At 46.1% G+C, this 22,182-nt stretch carries 20 protein-coding genes; 11 read left to right on the top strand and 9 right to left on the bottom strand.

Annotation, left to right across the window (positions count from 1 at the left end; all coding sequences use genetic code 11):
* Positions 1-91 precede the first annotated feature (91 nt).
* Positions 92-1,399, top strand: coding sequence for a glutamate-1-semialdehyde 2,1-aminomutase (gene hemL, locus BKN38_RS03060; protein ID WP_066458104.1), 1,308 nt, complete (start codon positions 92-94; stop codon positions 1,397-1,399).
* Complete coding sequence (locus BKN38_RS12240; RefSeq protein ID WP_324737553.1) at positions 1,399-1,953, top strand: AtpZ/AtpI family protein; 555 nt, start codon at positions 1,399-1,401, stop codon at positions 1,951-1,953. The genes hemL and BKN38_RS12240 overlap by 1 nt, the downstream gene beginning before the upstream one ends.
* A 159-nt stretch (positions 1,954-2,112) precedes the next feature.
* On the opposite strand, the gene BKN38_RS03050 is transcribed toward BKN38_RS12240, so the two are convergent.
* Both BKN38_RS03050 and BKN38_RS03045 read right to left on the bottom strand, forming a co-directional pair.
* Positions 2,113-2,700 carry a PBECR2 nuclease fold domain-containing protein gene (locus BKN38_RS03050; protein ID WP_143000188.1) on the bottom strand — a complete coding sequence of 196 codons (588 nt, stop codon included), beginning with the start codon at positions 2,698-2,700 and terminating at the stop codon, positions 2,113-2,115.
* A gap of 388 nt (positions 2,701-3,088) precedes the next feature.
* On the bottom strand, positions 3,089-3,445 hold the full coding sequence (locus BKN38_RS03045; protein ID WP_066458082.1) for a hypothetical protein: 357 nt from the start codon (positions 3,443-3,445) through the stop codon (positions 3,089-3,091).
* Positions 3,446-3,617: 172 nt separating this feature from the next.
* On the opposite strand from BKN38_RS03045, the gene BKN38_RS03040 reads away from it, so the two are divergent.
* Positions 3,618-3,944, top strand: a complete 327-nt coding sequence (locus BKN38_RS03040) for a hypothetical protein (RefSeq protein WP_070957681.1) — start codon at positions 3,618-3,620, stop codon at positions 3,942-3,944.
* A gap of 65 nt (positions 3,945-4,009) precedes the next feature.
* Positions 4,010-4,156, top strand: a complete 147-nt coding sequence (locus BKN38_RS10975) for a hypothetical protein (protein ID WP_156528312.1) — start codon at positions 4,010-4,012, stop codon at positions 4,154-4,156.
* 402 nt (positions 4,157-4,558) lie between these two features.
* Here BKN38_RS10975 and BKN38_RS03030 read toward each other — a convergent pair whose 3' ends face one another.
* The 4 genes from BKN38_RS03030 to BKN38_RS03015 all read right to left on the bottom strand — a co-directional run bounded on the left by BKN38_RS03030 (position 4,559) and on the right by BKN38_RS03015 (position 8,745).
* Entirely contained in the window at positions 4,559-4,951 is a 393-nt protein-coding gene (locus tag BKN38_RS03030; protein ID WP_066458101.1) for an outer membrane beta-barrel protein, read from the bottom strand.
* 593 nt (positions 4,952-5,544) lie between these two features.
* Positions 5,545-7,578 (bottom strand): primosomal protein N', encoded by a 2,034-nt coding sequence (priA, locus tag BKN38_RS03025; RefSeq protein ID WP_066453246.1) that lies wholly within the window; start codon positions 7,576-7,578, stop codon positions 5,545-5,547.
* The gene (locus BKN38_RS03020) at positions 7,578-8,408 is read right to left on the bottom strand and encodes a hypothetical protein (protein ID WP_066453250.1); all 831 of its coding nucleotides are present in this window, start codon (positions 8,406-8,408) and stop codon (positions 7,578-7,580) included. The genes priA and BKN38_RS03020 overlap by 1 nt, the downstream gene beginning before the upstream one ends.
* An 82-nt stretch (positions 8,409-8,490) precedes the next feature.
* Positions 8,491-8,745 carry a hypothetical protein gene (locus BKN38_RS03015; protein WP_066453253.1) on the bottom strand — a complete coding sequence of 85 codons (255 nt, stop codon included), beginning with the start codon at positions 8,743-8,745 and terminating at the stop codon, positions 8,491-8,493.
* 109 nt (positions 8,746-8,854) lie between these two features.
* Between BKN38_RS03015 and uvrB the strand changes: the two genes are divergently transcribed.
* The gene (gene uvrB, locus BKN38_RS03010; protein WP_066453256.1) at positions 8,855-10,834 is read left to right on the top strand and encodes an excinuclease ABC subunit UvrB; all 1,980 of its coding nucleotides are present in this window, start codon (positions 8,855-8,857) and stop codon (positions 10,832-10,834) included.
* Between the two features lie 511 nt (positions 10,835-11,345).
* Here uvrB and BKN38_RS03005 read toward each other — a convergent pair.
* Together BKN38_RS03005 and BKN38_RS03000 are read right to left on the bottom strand one after the other, a co-directional pair.
* Positions 11,346-12,968, bottom strand: a complete 1,623-nt coding sequence (locus tag BKN38_RS03005) for a glycosyltransferase family 4 protein (protein WP_233712981.1) — start codon at positions 12,966-12,968, stop codon at positions 11,346-11,348.
* Positions 12,969-12,972: 4 nt separating this feature from the next.
* Positions 12,973-13,935 carry a glycosyltransferase family 2 protein gene (locus tag BKN38_RS03000; protein WP_066453258.1) on the bottom strand — a complete coding sequence of 321 codons (963 nt, stop codon included), beginning with the start codon at positions 13,933-13,935 and terminating at the stop codon, positions 12,973-12,975.
* A gap of 171 nt (positions 13,936-14,106) precedes the next feature.
* On the opposite strand from BKN38_RS03000, the gene BKN38_RS02995 reads away from it, so the two are divergent.
* The 6 genes from BKN38_RS02995 (at position 14,107) to BKN38_RS02970 (ending at position 20,899) form a co-directional block, all read left to right on the top strand.
* Complete coding sequence (locus BKN38_RS02995; protein WP_233712983.1) at positions 14,107-15,951, top strand: SLC13 family permease; 1,845 nt, start codon at positions 14,107-14,109, stop codon at positions 15,949-15,951.
* A 60-nt stretch (positions 15,952-16,011) separates the two neighbouring features.
* Entirely contained in the window at positions 16,012-16,206 is a 195-nt protein-coding gene (thiS, locus tag BKN38_RS02990; protein ID WP_066453263.1) for a sulfur carrier protein ThiS, read from the top strand.
* Positions 16,207-16,358: 152 nt separating this feature from the next.
* Entirely contained in the window at positions 16,359-17,240 is an 882-nt protein-coding gene (thiF, locus tag BKN38_RS02985) for a thiamine biosynthesis protein ThiF (RefSeq protein ID WP_371113548.1), read from the top strand.
* An 86-nt stretch (positions 17,241-17,326) separates the two neighbouring features.
* Positions 17,327-18,223, top strand: a complete 897-nt coding sequence (locus BKN38_RS02980) for a thiazole synthase (protein WP_082942396.1) — start codon at positions 17,327-17,329, stop codon at positions 18,221-18,223.
* Positions 18,224-18,403: 180 nt separating this feature from the next.
* The gene (gene thiH, locus BKN38_RS02975; RefSeq protein ID WP_066453266.1) at positions 18,404-19,579 is read left to right on the top strand and encodes a 2-iminoacetate synthase ThiH; all 1,176 of its coding nucleotides are present in this window, start codon (positions 18,404-18,406) and stop codon (positions 19,577-19,579) included.
* Positions 19,580-19,798: 219 nt separating this feature from the next.
* Positions 19,799-20,899 (top strand): thiamine phosphate synthase, encoded by a 1,101-nt coding sequence (locus BKN38_RS02970; RefSeq protein WP_066453268.1) that lies wholly within the window; start codon positions 19,799-19,801, stop codon positions 20,897-20,899.
* A 45-nt stretch (positions 20,900-20,944) separates the two neighbouring features.
* On the opposite strand, the gene BKN38_RS02965 is transcribed toward BKN38_RS02970, so the two are convergent.
* Positions 20,945-21,877 (bottom strand): LysE family transporter, encoded by a 933-nt coding sequence (locus BKN38_RS02965; RefSeq protein ID WP_158655960.1) that lies wholly within the window; start codon positions 21,875-21,877, stop codon positions 20,945-20,947.
* Between the last annotated feature and the right edge of the window lie 305 nt (positions 21,878-22,182).

Raw genomic sequence — 22,182 nt, 5'->3', positions numbered from 1 at the left:
GGATTCCGAAAGTAGAATCTAAAAAGCAGAATCTAAAAGCAGATTCTGCAAAACTCATCAAGCCAAACCAAAGGAGCAAACAATGGATAAAATGGATTTCGAGCGCGCTATTTACAATAGCATCAATGATTTCAACGAAGCAAAGCAAGTAATACCGGGCGGTGTAAATTCCCCTGTGCGCGCGTTTAAAAGCGTGGGTGGCACGCCGCTTTTCATATACAAAGGCGAAGGGTGCAGAATCTTTGATGTGGATAATAACGCATACATCGACTTCGTGCAAAGCTGGGGGCCGCTCATCCTAGGACACACCGACGCAGACATTCAGCAAGCCGTGATGCAAGCGGTAAGCGAGGGCCTAAGCTTTGGCGCGCCCACGATGAAAGAAACGATGCTTGCAAAAGAGATAATCTCTTGCTATGAAGGTATTGAAAAAATCCGCCTCGTAAGCTCTGGCACCGAAGCCACGATGAGCGCCATCCGCCTAGCTAGGGCGTATAGCGGCAAAGATGATATCATCAAGTTTGATGGCTGCTATCATGGGCATAGCGACTCGCTGCTAGTGAGTGCAGGAAGCGGATGCGCGACATTTGGCGCGCCTAGCTCGCCGGGCGTGCCAAAAGACACCAGCAAACACACGCTAGTGGCTAGGTATAATGACATAGATTCTGTGCGCCAATGCATTGAGACTAGCAAAAATGTAGGCTGCGTGATAATCGAGCCAATTGCTGGAAATATGGGGCTTGTGCCGGGCGATGAAGAGTTTTTACGCGAGCTAAAGGCGCTTTGTGAGGTGCATGGCATCGTGCTTATTTTTGATGAGGTGATGAGCGGATTCCGCGCGGGGCTGAATGGCTCGCAGAGATTCCACCATATAGAGCCGGATTTGGTGACTTTTGGCAAGGTGATTGGCGGGGGCATGCCGATGGCGGCGTTTGGCGGGCGCGCGGAGATTATGAATCTGCTTTCACCGGAGGGCAGTGTGTATCAAGCAGGCACGCTAAGTGGGAATCCGATAGCCACGAGTGCGGGGCTTGCGGCTATTGCAAAGCTTAGGCGCGATCGCGGGATATATGAGCGGCTAGAGAGCCTAGCGCTGCGCTTTACCAAGGGGTTAGAATCTATCGCCAAAGATTATGGCGTGGCGATGCAAACAGCGGTGCGCGGGAGTATGTTTGGGTTTTTCTTCTGCGAAAATGAGGTAAAAAACTTCGATGATGCCAAAAAGGCAGACACCGCGCTTTTTGCGCGCTTTCACCAAGCGATGCTTAGGCATGGTGTGTATTTGGCGTGCTCGCAGTTTGAGAGTGGATTTATCTGCGCGCCCATGGATGAGGGCGTAATCGATGAGGCGCTAAACGCGGCAAAAGATAGCTTTGCCTATATAATGCGAGGGAAATAATGGCTAAAGTGGCGCACGAGGTGGGATCTGCTTTGGAATCTGGCGCGAAATCTAGCTTAGATTTTGGCGCGGCGGATTCTGGCGTGAAAGTAGATTCTAGTAAAAAAATAGATTCTAGCGTATCAGAATCTAGCGCGAGTGCAAAAGTGGATTCTAGCGCGCAAAACGCAGAATCTAAAACCGCAAAATCCGCCACAAAACCCGCCTCCAAGCCCCATTCCGAACCCCCTTCTGAATCTGTCGTAAAATCCGCCTCCGAGCCCACTGCCCGCCAAAAACGCGCGCAAAAAATCATACATGGTGCATATGATTTAAGCCTAGGGATCTCTATCGTCGTGGCGATTTTGCTAGGGCTTGGGCTTGGATTTTTGATGCAAAAGCTTAGCGGAAGCGTTTGGCTTTTATGGCTTGGGATCGCGTGGGGCGTGGGCGCTGCGATGCTAAACATCCACAAAGCATACAAGCGCGCGCAAAAAGAAATGCAAGAGCTCGCCAACGACCCCAAATACGCCTACAAAAAGCCCGCCAAATACGATGACGACGAGGATGACTAGGCAAATTTGTTGAGTCATCTTATGGTTAAAAGCTAGCGTCTTGCAAATATGGTAAAAAAGCTAAAAGCAAGCAAAATATAGAGCCCAAAAGGATTTTGTTAAAATTTAGCAAAACTTTGTATTTTTGTGATAAAATTTGCGTGTCGATCCTGTTGATACTCAATTCGTGTGTCTGTAAAAACTTGGATTAACGAGGCTTTGCAAGTTTGGGGATTGATACAATACTTTTCCGCTATTTGCTATTTTTGATTTTATACTTCTTTGATTTTTTGGTGCATTGCTAATAATAGTTATATGCGTTTCAAAATCAGCTCCTACGCTCGTAAAAATCAAATTATCATTGAATTTTTTCACAAACAATATCCCATCCCTAGCATCTTGTATAATCAAATCTGGATTGTCAATAGTTTGTTTAACATTTGGTATATACGCCTCTCTTTGCCTTTCCACAATTTTTAATAAACTACCCATGCTTAAATGCACTTCGCGCCCCTTTAAGGCTTGCTTTATTTCTTGGGTGTGCGCTGGGATATAATTTTGCTCTATATTGTCTAATCCAAAAGTATTTATCCAGTCATTTTGTGTTTGTTTAGTAAGTATATGCGGTTTTCCTTTTTTATCCAAAAATTCTAAATCACCATTTTCAAACTCTTTTATAAAAATATCGCGCATTGCATTGCCTTGTGTATTTTTTGGCATTATACCAAATTCCTCTTTGCCACTTTCTTTATACTTTGGTATTGTCACCTCTTTAAAATAAAGCAAATCTCCAATCTTGTCTTAAATTATTTTTTGAGTTTTTGTGGGCTTTGGCGTGCAAACATTAAACCTTTCTCAAACAAAGCAAGCTATAATCCCAGTAGCGTTATGCCGAAGTCTCGGTTAGCGGCGTATTTAATCTGCAAGTGTGAGGGCTTAGAGACTTCCCCGCCCTTTTTATAGTATCACACGCGCCAGCAACTTCACTGCCCTTAGCGCTTTTTTATTCCCTCGCCATTCAACGCTTTGGCGGATAATTCGGGCTTAGCGATTATTGGAAGCTCTAAGTTTTATTAATACGGCCTTGTTATTTTGTTTAAAATATTATAAAGATAAATCACATAGACAGCGTTGCGCTGTATAACTAGCGACCATCTTATTGAAAAAACGTGATTATGTTTAGTATAAAATCCCAATCTAGCTCCTTCAACAAAAATTCTTTAAGCAGAACATTCCTTATTTTATTAAGTATAAAGTTATGGCGGTTTGGTATTTTTATTGATATTTTACATATCTCTTTTGTATTTTTTGGTGCATCTCGCATTTGTTTGTAGGTGTTTGTCGTGTCTTTTTGCATCAGCATCTGCTTGTTGGCATTTGTGTTTTTGTCTAGCTTTGAAATCTGCAGCTCCTCTTGTTCTCTTGCCTCTAACTGCGCCATTTTATTTCGCATTTCTTGAATCTCAATATTGCCTTCTTGCGTCTGATTTTCGGATTGTGGTGCTGGTGTCATTTGTGTCTCCTTTGAAAGCATAAGATTAAAATAACGACATTGGGAGATGTCATTTAACTAAAGTATATAGTTTTTAAGACGCAAAGTTTTTTGATCCCTTTTTTGCGAGGTTACAAACGGATTTGACAGGGAGCAGATTTGTATTCCTTAGTAATGCCAAGGCTTTGATTCTTTGTTTTCAAACGATGTGCGCTTAGCGCGCCTGCTAGCCCCTGCAAGCCCTGATAAAATAGGCTCAAGCATCGCTACTACAATCGAGGGCGCTGTGAAGTTTCAAGCAGTGAAAATGCTATTTGAGCAAGTCGTGCGGCTTATGCCTCAAATCCCATTTTTGCGCGGACTAAATGAAAAAATACAAGGTGCAGCAGTGCGCCACCACCTAAGAAACACTCCGTTGCTTTGGCGATTTTTGCACCGCCCCACACTTCGCGAGGTGCTTGCGTGGCATGTTTGGCGAGATTTCACAAAGCTTTTAAATAAATTTGTTTGGCGTTTTTGATGACAAAATTGCAGCAGGAAATAAAAAATGCGCGGGAGTGCAAATGCAAAAAATGCAAGAGATTGGTGAGCTGGCGAGTGGCTGGCGTTTGCGAGCCTTTGGGCTTTGCGGGCGCTTGTGGCTTTGGGCTTTGTAGGTGCTTTGCAAGTGCTTTGGCTGGGCTGGCGCTTGCGGCTGGGCTTGCTAGCGTTGGCTGGCGTTTTTGCGTGTAGCTTAGTGCTTAGCGCCAGAGTGTTATTTTCTTTATCATTGTCAAGCAAGCGATAAGGTGCTTTTGATGCAGATTTGCGTTCGCGCTTTGGAGCTTGCTTTGGCTAAGTGTGTCAAAAAAAGTGACAAAATCCTTGAAAAAACGACTTTTAGGATATTTTGTGCCTCTTGACAAAATGCGTATTTTACGCAAACTACTACATCCAACCCACTTCAACTTAGAATCCAAGAAATCCAAAATCTAAACCCATCGCACCGCTAAAATATTTAAATCATGAAAATTTAGATTTTAGTAATTTAGATTCTGGGGCATATAGATTCTAGGATATTCCGGATTCCAAAGCGTTTGGATTCTAGCATTTAGATACTACGCCACAAAATCCAAGCGCCACACTAGAATCTAACTAGTGAAATTCCCATATATAGCGCACTGATAGGGACATGGTTTCTCGCGATTTGTAGATATCATAGTAATTGTCTCCATACCAGTATCTGTTATAGTTATACCTGCCGGTAGTTGTTGTGGTAAATGGTATTTTGAGACCCAACTCCACGCGATGCATATCCATAATCGTATATCGCCCGCCAATATTCAACGCAGCATCAAAACCAAGCCGCGACTCATCCGTATTGCCATAGCTCCAGCTTGCCACCCAATACGCCATGCCTAGTTGCAAGCCGCCAAATATGCCGATATTGCCGCCGCCTAGATTTCCGATATTCCAAATCACATCGGAGCCCACACCTAGCTGTAGCACATTCCAGCTAGCGCCATTGGCAAGGATGTATCCACGCACGCCAAGAGTATCTTTGAACCAATGCGTATAACCGCCGAGCAAACCATATAAAATGGAGCTGTATGTGTAGGTGTATGTCCGATTATTGTCGTAATAGTAGTTGTCTGGTCTGTGATATTCGGATTTTAATGTAAGTAGAGAGTAGCCAACTTGTGCGCCAGCAAACCAAGCGCTTTTTTCTGGTGTGAGATTATCGCCAAAAAGGGATTTAGTAGAGGCTGTTGCAGTTTTTGTTTTTACACTTTTGGTGTTAGAATCTGCTTTTGTGTTATTTGCTTGTAGGGGGGGGGGCGATTAATAATAGGGTGGATAGTGCGCTAGCACCGAGCTTTATAGTAGCGTTTGTAGTAGCACGACCACTATTTGTGCAGAAAGAAGAAAACTTCATTGGGACTCCTTGAGGTAAATTAAAAGTCAATATTAAAATATAAAAATGCTTATATCAAGCTTAATAATTTTTGATAAAATTATTAAGCTTATTTTGTAATTTAGCGGACTATTTAGTATCTTATCAATTTTTTTACATAATTATTAGCAGTATTCTAAGGCAAAATTTCAACGCAAGGATTCGAGAGTTAAATACATAGTGCAATTCACAGCGTATCAAGCGCGTCGATATCGACATCTATGTCGCCTAGGGTTTCTAGTGCGCGTAGGATTTGCGTGGCTTTTGGCGCGCAGATAAGGATGTGGTAGCGGTATTTTCCAGCGATTTTTTCTATCGCGTTTGCGCCATAGCCGATGATTTTGGCTTGTGGCTCTTGGGCGAGTCTTGCTTGGAGTTTTGGCAGGATTTCTAGCATCTGCGCTTTTGCGCGCTCATTGCTTTTGTGTGAGAAATGCAGCATCGCAAGCCGCGCAAATGGCGGGTAATTGTGCGAGCGAGAATCCAGCTCATAGCGCAAAAACGCCTCATAATCGCCCAAAAACGCCTCCAGCCACTCCGCCTGCAAGCTCTGGATAAACACCGCGCCAGCATCCTTCCTGCCCGCGCGCCCAGCTATCTGATGCACCAGCACCACACCGCGCTCAAAGCTACGATAATCCCCGCTATTTAGCACATAGTCAATCCCCATAATCACCGCCAGCGCGACATTGTGATAGTCATGCCCCTTGCTTAGCATTTGCGTGCCAATTAGTATCTGCGTTTTTTGCGTGTTGAAATCATGCAGAATCTGCTTTAGCTTTTTGTGCGTGCTGGCGTGATCTTTGTCAAAGATGCCGATATTTGCGTGTGGCAGGGCGGCGGCTAGCTCGCTTGCAAGCTGTTGCGTGCCTAGTCTATTGCTAGAAAGTGAGTCGCTTTGACACTCCGGGCAAATGCTTGGCAGTGCTTGCGTGTAGCCGCAATAATGACAGCAAAGCGCGCGCCTTTTGACATGCACACTCATATTCACGCTGCAAAACGGGCAGACAAAGCCATAACCACAATTCATGCATATAAGCGATTTGAAATTAGCACGCGTAGGCAGGAAGATGATAGCTTGCTTGCTAGAATCTATCGTGCGCGCGATGGATTCTAGCAGCTTTGGCGTGAGCGCGCCGATGCTGGATTCTAGGGTGAAGTTTTTGCTCGCGCCAAAATGCGTGCCCCTAAGCCGATACAAATAGCCTTTTTCACGCGCTTGCGTGTAGGAAGTGAGGCTTGGCGTGGCAGAGCCTAGAATCAGCTTGATATGGCATTTTGTGGCTAGATACATCGCAAGGTCGCGCGCGTTGTATCGCGGGCTACTCATCGATTTATACGCATCATCATGCTCCTCATCGACGATGATTATCCCAAGATTTGCCAGCGGCAAAAATAGCGCACTACGCGCGCCGGCGATGATTTTGATGCGATTTTGGTGCAGATTTTGCACGATTTTTGCTTTTTGCGCGCTGGTGAGTTTGCTATGCCACACCTCCACACACTCGCCAAAAACGCCCTTTAGCCGAGCGTGCATCTGCGGTGTGAGCGCGATTTCTGGCATTAGCAGTAAGGCAGTTTGGTTTCTCGCTAATGCGCGCGCGATTTGGTGGAAATATATCTCGCTTTTGCCGCTTCCCGTGTCGCCAAAAAGCAGCGTGATGTTTTTAGATTCTATGAAAGCGTTTGCTTTTTGCTGCTCGGTGTTTAGGGCGTTTAGGCGCGACTCTATGGATATAATCTCGCTTTGGCTTAGAGGCGCGATAGGCTCGCTGTAGAATCTAAAATGCGCGAGTGTGTTGTTTGGGGCTGTAGATTCTGTGGGGGTTGCAGATTCCGCTTGTGTTTTGGATTCTGCGGATTCTGCGCGATTTTTAGATTCTGCTATGATTTTAGATTCTGCAAAATTGGGCGCAAAAATGGCGTTTTGATAGCGTATTTTAAAGCTAGTGAAAAGATTATAAGATTCTTGCAAACTTGCGCGGTAGTATTTCGCGATAAAATCCGCCAAAAGCCGCTGCTTGTCGCCAAAGATACCACAAACCTCTAAGATGTCTTTGCACTCAAAATCAGGCTTGCCAACCTCGCCACAAATCACGCCATAATGCGATTTGCGCCGCACTTCGATACGCACCAGCACGCCCTTTTTTAGCGCGTTTGCGTGGTGGTATGTGAGGATCGGCGATTTGATGCCTAGCGGGGCGATGTGGTAAAAGGGCATTATAAAAGCGTGTTGCTAGCGAGCCTAAAATCTGTCTCAAAAAGGCTTTGTGGAATGGGGTTTGGGCTTTGTGAGGCGGGCTTGATAATGCCTTTTTGGCTAGATTTTGCAGAATCTAGTTTTGGCAAAGTAGTTTTTGCTAAATCAGCTTTTATCAAATCGGCTTTTGGCCAAGAAGAATTTAGCGAGGTAGAATCTAGCGAGGTAGAATCTAGTAAAGCAGAATCTAGCGCGCCAGAATCTAATAGGGCAGAATCTAATAGATTTGGGCTTGGCAAATCAGCTGCTGGCGTTTTAGATTCTACTGCTGGCGCGGATTTTGTTTGGCTGGTATTTGCTATCAGGCTAGAATCCATCTTTTTAGATTCTGCTTCCAAATCAGCACTTGTTGCTAAAATAGATTCTGCGCCAGAATCTAAACTTGATTCCAAAGCGGATTCTGCCTTGCCTGCTTTCACCGCACCAAAGCCCGCGCTAGCCAAATCCGCCTCCGCGCCAGAATCCAAATTAGATTCCACCGCGCCCGCCTCCTCCATAGATTCTGCCTCGCCCGCTTTCACTACACCAGAATCCAAATCAGAATCCACCTCACAAGCCTCGCCACTTGGCTTTATCGCGACATTATCCAGCTTCATAGCGATATTTTGCAGGCTGGATTCTAGCTCGCATTTTTGATGCACGACATCCAGATACGCGCGCACGATATCGAGCAAATCGACATTTTTTCGCTCAAACATATCGCGTATTTCTTGGCTAGCTTGCGCGTTGTAGCCTTTTAGCGATATGCCAAACTCCCTGCCACATATTTTTATTTCTAGTTGCTCATTCATAGCGCGCCTTTTTGTGATTTACTTTTTGCGATTTTGGATTCTGTCAGATTCTAGGATTTTACAGATTTTCAAAATTTAGATTCTAGGATTCCAAAGGCTCTTTATTTGCGCCATTCGCGCTTGCTAGCGCGCCAGAGACTTTGTCATAGAGTGATTCTACGGCTCTGTCGCGATTGCCTATCTCTTCATAGAGTGCGGAGATTTGCAGATCTTTTTGCTGGGATTGCTGGCGCATGGATTCTAGCTCGCTGCGCGCGCTTTCTAGCTCTTTGGCGCATTCTTCATAGGCTTTTAGCAGAGAATCTATCTTTTCTTCGAGGTTTTTTATAAGCGACATTTTTGCCTTTCTTTTTGTGTTTTGTGTATTTCTAAGCGCAGATTGAAGTATAATTGTATCCAAATTTTCGCGCGTGCGCGCATATATTACTTATTTTCAAGGATTTTAGGTGGCTTCATTTTCTTTGTGCTCTTCTTACAAACCAGCAGGCGACCAGCCCAAAGCGATAGCAAATATCACCAAAAGCATAGAATCTGGCGCGCGCTACTCCACGCTTATTGGCGTCACAGGCAGCGGCAAAACTTTCACCATGGCAAATATCATCGCCACGCTAAATATCCCAACGCTCATAATGACGCACAACAAAACGCTAGCCGCGCAGCTTTACAGCGAGTTTAAAGGATTTTTCCCCAAAAATCATGTGGAGTATTTCATCAGCCACTTTGATTATTATCAGCCAGAGGCTTACATTCCGCGCAGGGATTTGTTTATCGAGAAGGATTCTAGTATCAATGATGAGCTTGAGCGCTTGCGACTAGCGGCGACTACTTCGCTGCTAGCATATGATGATGTCATCGTCGTAGCAAGCGTGAGTGCAAACTATGGTTTAGGAAATCCGAGCGAATATCTTACGATGATAGAAAAGCTTGAGGTGGGTGAGAGTCGCGATTATCGCGGGTTTTTGGCAAAGCTTGTAGATATGGGCTATACGAGGAATAATATGAGCTTTGAGCGCGGGGATTTTCGCGTGAATGGCGAGGTGGTGGATATTTTCCCAGCGTATAATGAAGTGGAGTTTGTGCGCGTGGAGTTTTTTGGCGATGAGATAGAGCGCATAAGCGTGTGGAATGAGGTAGAGCGCGTGGAGCTAAAGCGGCTTGATAGTTATGTGCTTTATGCGGCAAATCAATTTATCGTGGGTGCGACGCGCTTGCAAGAGGCACTGCGCGGGATAGAATCCGAGCTAGATTCTAGGCTAGCGGAGTTTGAAAAAGAAGGCAAGATGATAGAGCATTCAAGGCTAAAAGGGCGCACGGAGTTTGACCTAGAGATGATAAGAGAATCTGGAATCTGCAAAGGCATCGAAAACTACGCGCGCCATCTCACCGGCAAAGCGCCGGGCGAGACGCCGTATTGTCTGCTTGATTATTTTGAGCAAAAGAGCAAGCCTTATTTGGTGATAGTCGATGAGTCGCATGTGAGTTTGCCGCAGTTTGGCGGGATGTATGAGGGTGATAGGAGTCGCAAGGAGGTGCTTGTGGAGTATGGATTCCGCTTGCCTAGCGCGCTTGATAATCGCCCGCTGAAATTTGATGAGTTTATCAAAAAGCCGCCGCATTTTTTGTTTGTCTCTGCTACGCCAGCGCGGCTTGAGCTAGAGCTTAGCGCAGAGCATACAGCCGAGCAGATCATCCGCCCCACAGGGCTTCTTGATCCGCTGTATGAGGTGCGGGATTCTGATAATCAGGTGCTTGATCTTTATGATGAGATAAAGGCGCGCGTGGCAAAAAGCGAGCGCGTGCTCATCACCACGCTAACCAAAAAAATGGCAGAGGAGCTTACCAAATACTACACTGACCTTGGCATCAAAGTGCGCTATATGCACAGCGACATCGATGCTATCGAGCGCAACCATCTCATCCGCGAGCTGCGGCTTGGCGAGTATGATGTGCTTGTGGGGATAAATCTTTTGCGCGAGGGGCTGGATCTGCCAGAAGTCAGCCTCATAGCGATACTTGATGCGGATAAAGAGGGCTTTTTGCGCTCAGAAACTAGCCTCATACAGACGATGGGGCGCGCGGCGCGCAATGTGGAGGGCAAAGTGATTTTGTATGCCAAAAAGATCATAGGCTCGATGCAGCGTGCGTTTGAAATCACGGATTATCGCAGGGGGCGGCAAGAGGCGTATAACAAAGCGCATAATATCACGCCAAAAAGCGTGCAGCGCGGCGTGGAGGAGGAGCTAAGGCTAGAATCTAGCGGCGCACTCTATGAGAAAAAATCAAAAACTAGCAAAATCCCAAAAGCGGAGCGCGAAAGTATCATAAAAGAGCTGAAGCAAAAAATGCTGCAAGCAGCGAAAAATCTAGAGTTTGAAGAAGCGGCGCGCCTACGCGATGAGATAACTAGGATAAAAAATATGAAGTGATAGGGTTGTAATTTTGGACTATAAAATTATTTTCTTACGCTACAAGAACAATCAGGCGATTTGCACACTTTGCGCATTATAATTTTTTCGCTTTTTGTTTAGATTTTGCTTTGGTAGAATTTTGTATATATTTTATTTTTTACTTCGACACTCATAATACTGGGCTAACTACAATTGCTATGATTCTTGTAGAGCCTAAAATAATCTCATAAAATCCACAATATTTTTACACAAAAATTTAATAAAAATATGCAAGGGTCAAACCAAAGATTATGCATAAACCTCACAAAAAATAAACAATCCGCGCAAAAATAGAATCAGAAAATAATCCAAACCATTAAATTAATTTAAATTCTAATACATTTTAAAATGCAAAACCATCTAAGCCAAAACAAAATTATATCCTCTTGAAGCAAAAGGCAACATGGCACCCTCGCATTATCCAAATCTCTAAATATTACAACCTAAAATAAACCTCGAGCATAAAACAACCCAAAGTAAAATATCTACACTACCCTAGCGCTTCATCCCATAGGCGCATGATTGTTTCTTTGCCAAAGCGCTCTTGCATCATAGTTCGCGCTTTGTTTCCCATAGATTCGCGCTTGGCTTCATTGCTCATAAGCACCAAAAGCCGCTCCGCAAACACGCTCAAATCACCATCTTTCACCAAATAGCCATTCACGCCATCATCGATAATATCGCTAGGTCCAGAATCCACATCAAACGCCACGCTAGGAAGCGCATAGCTGCTAGCCTCCACTAGCACCATAGGAAAGCCCTCATTGCGGCTGCTTAGCGCATAAATGCTAGCACTCAAATACTCGGATTCTATGTCGCTGGTAAATGGCTTCATCATCACAGAATCTTGCAAATGCTTATCGATTATTTTTTGCTCTAGCTGCGCTTTTTGCACGCCATCGCCCACGATGACTAGCTGCCAATCGCGCAAATATGTTAGGCTGTTTTGGCTGGATTTTGTGTTTGTGGGCTCTGCGGATTCTATAGAGTCTGAAGATTTTATGGATTGCTTCGCGCTTTGCGCTCGCAATGACAAATCCAGCGCACTAGAATCTGCTTTGAAATCTGTGCTAGATTTTGCGCTAGAATCTGCGCTAGATTCTGCTTTGGCGCGCAGTTTTTCTACGCCATCGCCCGCTATCCGCGCCCTCACCATCGCCCATATATCAAGCAATCGCAAAAACGCCTTCTGCTCTGTTAGCCTGCCAACTGCTAAGATTCTACGCTGCGCGTGATTGGTTGTCTTGCTAGGAAGGTTTGGCAGGAAGTTTGGGATGACTTTTATATGTTTGTGAAATGTGCGCCAAGTGGCGATTTGGCGGGGCGAAAGGATGATGATAAAGTCAAAAAATGAAAGTGCTTTGCGCGCTTTTTTGGGCGCTTGTATATGCCAGATGCGTGCGTATTTTATGGCATTTTTGCCTTTTATTTTGAGTTTGCGTAGCGGGATGAACCAGCCATCATTTCCAAGCGCTGTTATCGTGTCTGCGTGCGCGCTTGTGCCTGCAAGTGCTTGGCGCGCGTAGGCGTTTATGATGCCGCATGCTTTTAGGCATAAAATCCAGCGATACACGAGCTTTATCCAAAGCTTTTTTAGCGATTTGGCGGCGTTTGGCGAGGTGCAAGATGGCGAGGTATGGGACAGATAAGTAATAGGTATGCGAGGGTCAAGCGCATAGCAGGGCTTCTCATTTAGGCAAAAAAGGCTTATGATATGCACGCTTTTGCCGCGCTCGATGAGTGCGTTTGCTAGATTGGCACAGACGCGCTCGCCCCCGCCACTTTCGGTGATGTCGCGCAGTATGTAAAATATCTGGCTTTTATTTTTGCTAGCGCTTTTGGCTGTGTTTGTCGCGTGCGCGCTAGAATTTGCTTTTATAGAATCTATTTTGCTAGATTCTGCTTTTTCAGAATCCATATTTTTGGAATCCTCGTTTGCAGATTCTGCGCTTTTAGATTCTGCGCTGGATTCTATAGGCAAACTTTTTCTACTATTATCAAAAATAGTTTTACCAAAAAGTCGGATTAGTTTTTTATTTTTGCCCATTCTTATGTTGAAATAATCTTTGAAATGCTTTTTAGAATCCTCTGTGCGACGCAGAAAATCCTGCATATCGCTAGATTCTAGCGCTTGTTTTAAAAATACATTTTTTTTCTAGCACATCAGGGGCTATATCAAGCGAACGGATGAAGTTTTGCAAAGCTGGCAGATAATCCTCATTCTCGGCTAGATATGAATGTGTGCCTCTGGGGTTTAAAGTATCAATAGGCAATTTATAGGTATATAAAAGATCATTTTCTAAAAAAAATTTATAGATAAAGCCAAAAACATTGAAAAACTCTTGCGGTTGCTGGGTGGTTTTGGTAAGCGAACCTGCTCGCTGGCGATAGAAATAGCGCGCACTTTTGGTAAGGGCAATATCTTTTGCCAGCGCATTTATGCAAATCCCAAGCGCTACATCTTCAGCAAAGCGCACCGGCGGAAATCGCAGATGCTCCAGCAGTGATGCCCTATACACGCTACGCCAAAACTCTATTTTGCTAGATAGATTTTTTTCATTTGTGCGCCGCTTGATGCCTTTGCGTTTTGGCAAAGTGACATCAAACATTTTTTTGTCATAGTCATCATCATAAAAAAGCTTCATATCGCGCGCTTTTGCCACTAGCGTGCCTTGAGATTCTAGGCAATAGATGAGATTTGCAAAATAATCTCTAGCCACCAAATCATCGGAATCTACGCTGCCTATGCAGTCAGTGGGCGAGGGGTGTTTGGAAAAAATATAATCAAGCGCGGTGTTTCTCGCCCCGCCAAGCCCTTTGTTTTCTTGGCGCAGTAGCGTGAAGTTTGGGTTAGCATCGACATATTTTTGCGCGATTTGCGCGCTATTATCTTTGCTGCCATCATCGACCAAAACCGCTTCAAAGTTTGGATAAGTCTGCATCTTTACAGAATCTAGGCATTCGGCTAGATATTTTTCGACATTATAAATGGGTATGATGATAAAAAGTTTTGGCGTGTTTGGCGTGTTTGGCGCGCTTGGCGCGCTTGGACTTAGCGCATCTGATTTTTGTGCGGTCACTTTTTTCCTTTTGGATTCTGGTATTTGGGGCCTGACGCGATTTAGGCAAAAAGCGCGCCAAAATCATAATGATAGCATAAATCGCCACAGAATCTATGAAACCTGCTATAATACGCGCTACATTTGCCAAACCACCAAACAAAACCAACCAAAAATCTTTAGGAGTAGATAGTGAATCCCCTATCGAAAGATTTGCCAGAAAATGCGCCGCAAGAAGAAAATGTATCACAAGAAGAAAGTGCATCGCCAAAAAATCTAGCAAAAATAGAATCCGCTAAGCCTATCAAACCAATCGAGCCCGCCAAACCCGAGCAAGAATCTATCGCGCAAGAATCCACCAAATCAGAATCCAAACTAGAATCCATAGAATCCATAGAATCCATAGAATCCAGCGACGCAAAATCCCAAGAATCCACCGCGCAATCTGCAAACCCAGCCAAACCAGATTCTGCGCCAGATGTTGCCCCAGAATCCAAACAAGAATCCACCACCCCAGACCCCACAACCAAACCAGAATCCGCTTCAGCTAAACCAGAATCCGCCCCCGCCAAACCACACAAACGATTTTTCGGACGCAAGCGCATCGTGGATAGAGCCGCAGATAGGAGCGCGCGAGGCGTGCGCGGCGAGCTACAAGCCAAAATCCGCCTAAAAGGCCGCCTCCAGCTTCTGCTAGGCCTCATCGCTGCTATCATCATCGCGATTATCGCGGGCGCGGTGAGTATGTATTATTTTGATGCGAGCTTGCAGGTGGGCGGGTTTGTGGGCACGCTGTTTTTACTCATCGTGCTTTGGACCAACCAAGCCCTGCCGCTTGGCATCGTCTCACTTTTGCCTATCGTGCTTTTCCCAGCGTTTGGGATTCTCGATGTCAAAAGCGCGACTAGCAACTACGCAAATCCCATCATTTTCCTCTTTCTAGGCGGATTTATGCTAGCCACAGCAGTGGAGAAAATCGGACTTCACAGAATCATTGCCAAACGCTTTTTGAGCCTTTTTCCACCCACGCCAAAAGGCGTCATCACCGCCCTTGGCGTCGTCAGCGTGGCACTTGGCAGCGCGCTGTCAAACTCCACGGTAGCCCTGCTCCTCATCCCCGTAGCGCTCTCTATCTCGCAAGATTCTACGCTAAAAACACGCTTTTTGCTAGCCGTGGCGTTTGGCGCGAGTATCAGCGGCATCACCACGCCTATCGGCACGCCGCCAAACCTCATATTCATCGGATTCCTAGAGACAGCGGGATTTGAAAGCATAGGCTTTGTGACTTGGATTTTGATGATGCTGCCCCTCACGCTTAGCATGCTTTATGCGATGGTGTGGCTTCTCTCGCGCGGGCTAGAATCTAGCGCGCTAGAGATAGAAGTTTTCAAAGACATAAGCGTATCTAGCGAGCACAAAAGGCTGCTTGTGATGGTAGGCGCGCTGCTTGTGCTTTTGCTGCTAAACTCACCGATAAAGCCCATATACAGCGGGCTTGGGCTAAATGAAAATGTCGTTTTGCTAGCATTTGGCTTGCTTATGTTTGTGCCAAAAATCGGCTTTTTGAAATGGGAGGATTCCAAAGAAATCCCTTATGAGATAAATTTTTTGTTTGGCGCTGGATTTTGCATCGCGATGGCTGTTTTAGAGCTACAGCTTGGCGATGCGTTTAAGCCGATTTTTGAGTATTTTGGGACGCTGCCGCTGCTGGTGTTTATCATCTGTGTTTGCTTTTTGGTGCTATTTTTGACGATGTTTATCAGCTCGACCGCGCTTATAGCGATTTTGCTAAGCATCATTTACGCCTCGACGAAATCCTTCCTCGACCCGCAAATGCAAAGCCTCGTGATGCTTGTGGCGACGATTTGCGTGGGATTCTCGTTTATGTTTCCTATCTCCACGCCGCCAAATGCAATAGTCTTTAGCAAAGGCGGGGTGAAAATCTGGGATATGTTTCGCTTTGGCGCGCTTTTGAGTATGATTGGCGTGGGGCTTCTTTTGGTGTTTTCGATGCTGTATTGGCGCTGGTTTTTATAGGTGGATTCTGGTGCTTTGGCGCTGTCTTTTGGCTGGCGCGACATAAAATAAAGGAGAAAAATGATTACCATAAATGGCGAAAAAATGGATATAAAAGAAATCGCACTGCTTGATCTCATCGCGCAGAGAGGCTACTTAATAGATCTCATCGCGCTAGAGCTAAATGGCAGGATAATCCCGCGCGAGCGCTTTGAAGGGCTGGTATTGAAAGAGGGCGATAGTGCGGAAATCGTGTGCTTTGTCGGAGGCGGATGATGCAAAAAAAGCAGAATCTAAAAAGTGGCGCGGCGGATTCCAGAGTGGATTCTAATCTAGATTTTGGGGTGGATTCTGAAGTGGATTCTGGTGTAAAATCTCGCGCAGAATCCAAAAACAAATCCAAAGCAGAATCTAAATCCGCGCCACAAATAAATATTTTTCTAAATGGCAAGCCTATGCAAACAAGCGCGAAAGATAGCTTGGAGTTTTTGGAGATTTTGATAAAAGATTCTAGTCGCAACGACGCGACAAACGCCCCCGACAAAAACAGCGCGACAAACGCCACAAACGCCACCAGCGCCCAAAACACCGATAATCTCGTCTATATCATCAATGGCTTTGCCACCAAAGAAGCTGTGGTGCTGAAAGAGGGCGATGAGCTGTTCCTCATCAAAAAAGGCGAGATGCCGCCACAAGACGCGCTAGAATCCATGATGAGCGCGCGCCACACGCCAAAAGTGCATGAGCGGCTGAAGCGCGCGAGTGTCGCTATTTGCGGGCTTGGCGGGCTTGGCTCGCATATCGCTATCATGCTCGCGCGCGTGGGCGTGGGAAGGCTTCGGCTCATAGATTTTGACATCATCGAGCCTAGCAACCTAAACCGCCAAGCCTACAGCATCGATGATTTGGGCGCTTTCAAGGCAGACGCGCTAAGCGCGCAAATCGCTAGGATAAATCCATTTATCGCCACCGAGCCGCTTATCCTAAAAATCACCAAAGACAACTTAGCAGAGGCGCTAGCGGGCGCGAATATCGTGTGCGAGGCGTTTGATGTGGCGGCTACCAAAGCGATGCTGGCGCAGCATTTTCACGCGATTTTCCCAGACACGCCGCTAATCTGCGCTTCTGGGCTCGCGGGATTTGGCGACTCAAATGACATCATCACCAAAAAAATCGCCCCAAATTTTTATGTCTGTGGCGATATGAAAAGCGGCGCAAAAGTCGGCATGGGGCTTATGGCGCCAAGAGTCAGCATCTGCGCGGCGCATCAGGCAAACCTTGTGCTAGAATTGCTAATGCAAAATTCATAACAAAACGATAAAATAAGCGACTCGATAAATATTTGCGCCGCAAACAACGCTTATGCAATAAGTCAAGCGCAACACAAAGGAAAAAAATGGATAAAAAAATCTCGCCAAATACGCAGAATACGCAAAGCGCGCAGAATCTAAAAACCGCGCCACAATCCAAAGACCCGCTAAAAATCGGCAAATACACCTTTGATTCTCGATTCATCCTAGGCTCTGGCAAATACTCCCTAGAGCTTATACAAGCCGCCTTGCAGGGCGCAGGGGCGCAGATCATCACGCTTGCACTTAGGCGCGCGGATTCTGGCAGACTCGAAAATATCTTAGATTTCATCCCGCCAAATATCACGCTTTTGCCAAACACTTCAGGTGCGAGAAACGCCACCGAGGCGCTTCGGATAGCACGCCTAGCGCGCGAAATCTGCAAAAGTGATATGATAAAAATCGAGGTGATAAGGGATAGCAAATACCTGCTGCCGGACAACTACGAGACAGCAAAAGCAGTCGAGATGCTGGCAAATGAGGGCTTCACGCCGCTGCCTTATATGTATCCAGATCTCTACGCCGCGCGCGATATGCGAAACGCCGGCGCGGCGGCTATCATGCCACTTGGCGCGCCTATTGGCAGCAACAGGGGACTAAGGACTAGGGATTTCATCCAGATTCTCATCGATGAGATAGACCTGCCTATCATCGTGGATGCGGGCATCGGCTCGCCAGCGCAGGCTTGCGAAGCGATGCAAATGGGCGCGAGCGCCATCATGGCAAACACCGCCATCGCCAATGCTAGAGACATCGCCAAAATGGCGCGCGCGTTTGGCTTGGCGATAGAGGCGGGGAGAGCGGCGTTTTTGGCGGGAATTGGCGAAAGTGTGTTTTGCGAAAATGCGTTTGGCGAAGGGGGCTTGCTTGGTAGAAGTGGCGCTTTTGGTGAAAATCTACAGGCTAGCGCGTCATCGCCGCTGACTGGGTTTTTGCGCGATTAGATTCTGGGGCTTGGCGCGTTTGCGTTGGCGCGTGTTTGGTGTGCTTTGTGAGTTTGGCGCGCTAGAATCTAACTTTGAAAAATCGCCGCCAAAAGTGTTAAAAATTAGTCGATAAAATAAGCCGATAAATTAGCAAAAGTCATTTAAAATATAGCCAAATAAAATAAAAAAGGAAAAATTATGAAAAATCGAGATATTTTTGATTATTATCCACATATGCAAAAGATAGATTCTGATATTTTCTCGCGTGTGCTAGAGCATACAAATAGCTATGATGAATCGCGCTATACAAGCGCTGATGTGGCACAAGCTTTAAAACAAGCTTCGCAAAATAGGCTTAGCATCACTCATCTAAAAGCCTTGCTCTCCCCAATCGCAGAATCTCATCTAGAATCTATGGCGCGCATTTCTAGTGCTATCACGAAGCGATATTTTGGAAATAGTATTTCTATTTTTACGCCCCTTTATCTTAGTAATTTTTGCGAGAGTAAATGCGTGTATTGCGGGTTTCAAAAGGGCAATAAAATCGCTAGGGCAAAGCTAGATGAAAAAGAAATTCATGAAGAGATGCAAATTATCGCAAAAAGTGGTTTGCAAGAGATTATCATGCTTACAGGTGAGGGCAGAGAATATGCGAGCGTGGAGTATATCGCGCGCGCGTGCGCTATCGCTAAAGAATATTTCAAAGTCGTTGGCGTAGAAATATATCCGATGAATGTCGATGAATACGCGGTTTTGCATGAGAGTGGCTGTGATTTTGTGACGATTTTTCAAGAGACTTATGCGCCCAAAAAATACGCCAGAATCCACATCGAGGGCGAAAAGCGCATCATGCCATATCGCTTTGATGGGCAGGAGCGCGCACTGATGGCGGGCATGCGCGGGGTGGGATTTGGCGCGCTGCTTGGCATTGATGATTTTCGCAAAGATGCGCTGGCGACGGCACTTCACGCGCATTTTTTGCAGCAGCGCTACCCGCATGCCGAGATCTCTATCTCTATCCCGCGCCTGCGCCCCATCATCAACAACCGCCAAATAGGTCCGAAAGATGTGAGCGAATCTAGGCTTCTGCAGGTGCTTTGTGCGTATCGGATGTTTTTACCATTTGCCAATATCACGATTTCGAGTCGCGAGAGGGCGGGCTTTCGCGATCATGTGCTGCAACTTGGCGCGACGAAGGTGAGCGCTGGCGTGTCGGTGGGGATAGGCGAGCGCAGCGCCAAAGAGAAGCAAAAGGATAAAAAGGGCGATGATCAGTTTGAAATATCGGATTCTAGGGGGGTTGGCGAGATGATAGCCATGCTAAAAAGCCAGCATCTCCAGCCTGTGATGAGCGATAGCGTGTATGTGGGGTAGGTGAATATTTTTTATTTTTGTGTAGGATTTTGGTGCTTTTTTGACTTTTATTTTTAGATTCTGGCGGTGTGGATTCTTGGTGATTTTTGGATTTTTGGCAATGCGATTTCTTGCGCGGATTTTTGGCAAATTTGGATTCTGGCAATTTTTAGATTTTGGCGCAGATTTTGGCGCGAAATGCAAGCTAATTTGCAAATTAATTTTTAAGAAGGACAAACTTTGCAAAAAAAGCTGATAGCAATCACTGATATGCGCGCGTGCGAGGGCGATTTTTTGGCGCGGGTAGATTTGCTAGCGCGCGCTAAAGTCGATGCGATAATCTTGCGCGAAAAGCACCTAAGCGAGGCGGAATACAAGGTGCTTGCCAAAGAGGTGATGAAAATCTGCCAAAAGCATGGCGTGCTTTGCGTGCTGCATCATTTTTATGAAGCGGCGCTAAGTCTTGGGGGCAAGGCGTTTCACTGCCCTTTTGGCTTGGTGCATAAGCTTGGCGAGCTGCGCGCGCGCTTTGAGGTGCTTGGCGCATCGGTGCACAGCATAGAGGAGCTGGCGGCGGCGCAGAGATATTTGCGCGGCGAAAAATTGGAGGGAGAAAAATTAGATGGTGGAATCTTGGATTCTACTAGCGCTGATTGTGGCGGAGGCTTTGCAGAATCTAGCGCGCTAGAATCCACACGCGCCACACCAGATGCCAAATCAGATTCTGCACTGCGCACGCGGGATTTTGTAGAATCTAAATCATGTTTTATGTCAAATCACGCGCAAGATTCTAGCCTAGATTATGTGATAGCGGGGCATATTTTTGATAGCACTTGCAAGCCCGGAATCCCGCCAAAAGGGCTAAATCTGCTCGCGCAAATCCGCCAAAAAACCAGCGCAAATATCTATGCTATCGGCGGCATAAACGCGCAGAATCTAGCGATGCTATGCGATGCGACTGGGATTTTGCCTAGTCAAAATTTAGCAAATCCCAATGCGCTAAGCCAAAATCAGCCAAACACAAAAGAAGCGCAACGCACGCAAGAAGCGCGGCCAACAAAAAAAGCGCAATCCTCACAAACAATACATCAAGCACCACTAGTGCAAACTGTGCCAAAGCAAGATTCCACAAACGCGCACATGCAAGCACAAACTCAAGCGCCATTGCAAGCGCAAACACCGCCGATTTTGCCCGCTACAAACGCGCCACAAACACACTCTTTGGCAAATCCCGCCTCAAAGCTTTTTGATGGCATCTGCATGCGCTCATCCCTTATGACTTGTGAGAATCCTCCCTCTTACATTGCTAATTGCAAAAAGATTTTAAACAAACAACGCTAGCTACCACATGCCACGAATCTTAAATCAAAAACCACACAAAACGCGCTATAGATTCTCATTTAGTGTGGTGAAGGCATTGTAGAGAAGCAGGCAGCCAAATATCGCAAAAAGTGAGCCACTTACGCGATCTATCCACCAAAACAGGCGATCACTTATCATCTGGCGCAAAAACGCGCCCACCAATATCACGCAGACAAACGCGCTTGCGAGCGAGCAGAAAAGCACGACTATGCTAAGCCCAAAGCCGCTGCCTATGAAGCGCGTGGCGATGACGGCGAAAAATAGGATGGCTTTGGGGTTGGAGAGGTTTATAAAAAGTGCGCGCCAATAAGAATCTGGTTTGGCAGAATCTATGAAGCTTTTGGAAGCGGAGTCTGTGGCGTTGGCGGATTTTGTAGAATCTGATGCGCTGGTAGTGCTGGCGACGCTGGCGCGAGCGGATTTTGCTAGTTTTGTGGCACTGGTGGATTTAGCGGATTCTGCGAGGCTGGCTGGGTCTGTGGATTCTGCGGATTTTATGATGCCGGCGGACTCTATCGACTCTGCGATATTGGCGGATTCTATGCGTTGCGTATCTTGCGCGCTATTTTCTGATATATTATTTTCTAGCGCATCGCTTTTTGATATATTACTGGCTGGATTCTGCACTAGTTTTTCTGCTATATTTTGCACCACTTGGGGCGCTGTGAAAATTTTGTAGCTTATATACCACAGATACGCGCTCCCTACCACGCTAAGCGCCACTTGCGCGACAAAATGGCTGGCAAAGTGCGCGAGCCCAAAATACACGAGCGCCAAATACACCACCCAGCCGCTAGCGATGCCGGCAAACACGATAAATCCGCGCGCCACGCCAAATCGCAAAGTGTTTCGCAAAACCAGCAAAACATCGGGGCCGGGCGTTATCGCGCCTATGAAGCCCACCAAAAACAGCGTGGCAAATGGCGCAACCGCTACAAAAAGACTGGCAAAATCCATAGTAAAATAACCTTTTAGTAAAAAATCTAAAAATATTAGCATAAAAATAAAAGTTGGACAAAATCTAGATTCTGAAATCTTGTAAAGCAACCGCATTTTAGCTAGGAGTGTTTGCATTTTTTGACTTTTGGATCACTTGAGATTTTTGCAATAACCCCCCGCCCCACGCCCACTGAAGCCTTGGGTGGGGGCTCGCGTCGCGAAGACTCCGTTTGTGGGTCATCATATTGGGCTCGTCTGTCCCCAAAAAACAGATGGTCCACATAGGTTGTCGATGGTTGTGGTGTGTTTGGTTTGTTTTGGTG

The organism is Helicobacter sp. CLO-3, from assembly GCF_001854545.1.
In the GTDB taxonomy this organism is placed as follows: Bacteria; Campylobacterota; Campylobacteria; order Campylobacterales; family Helicobacteraceae; genus Helicobacter_B.
This window is presented reverse-complemented; position numbering and strand designations above follow the sequence as displayed.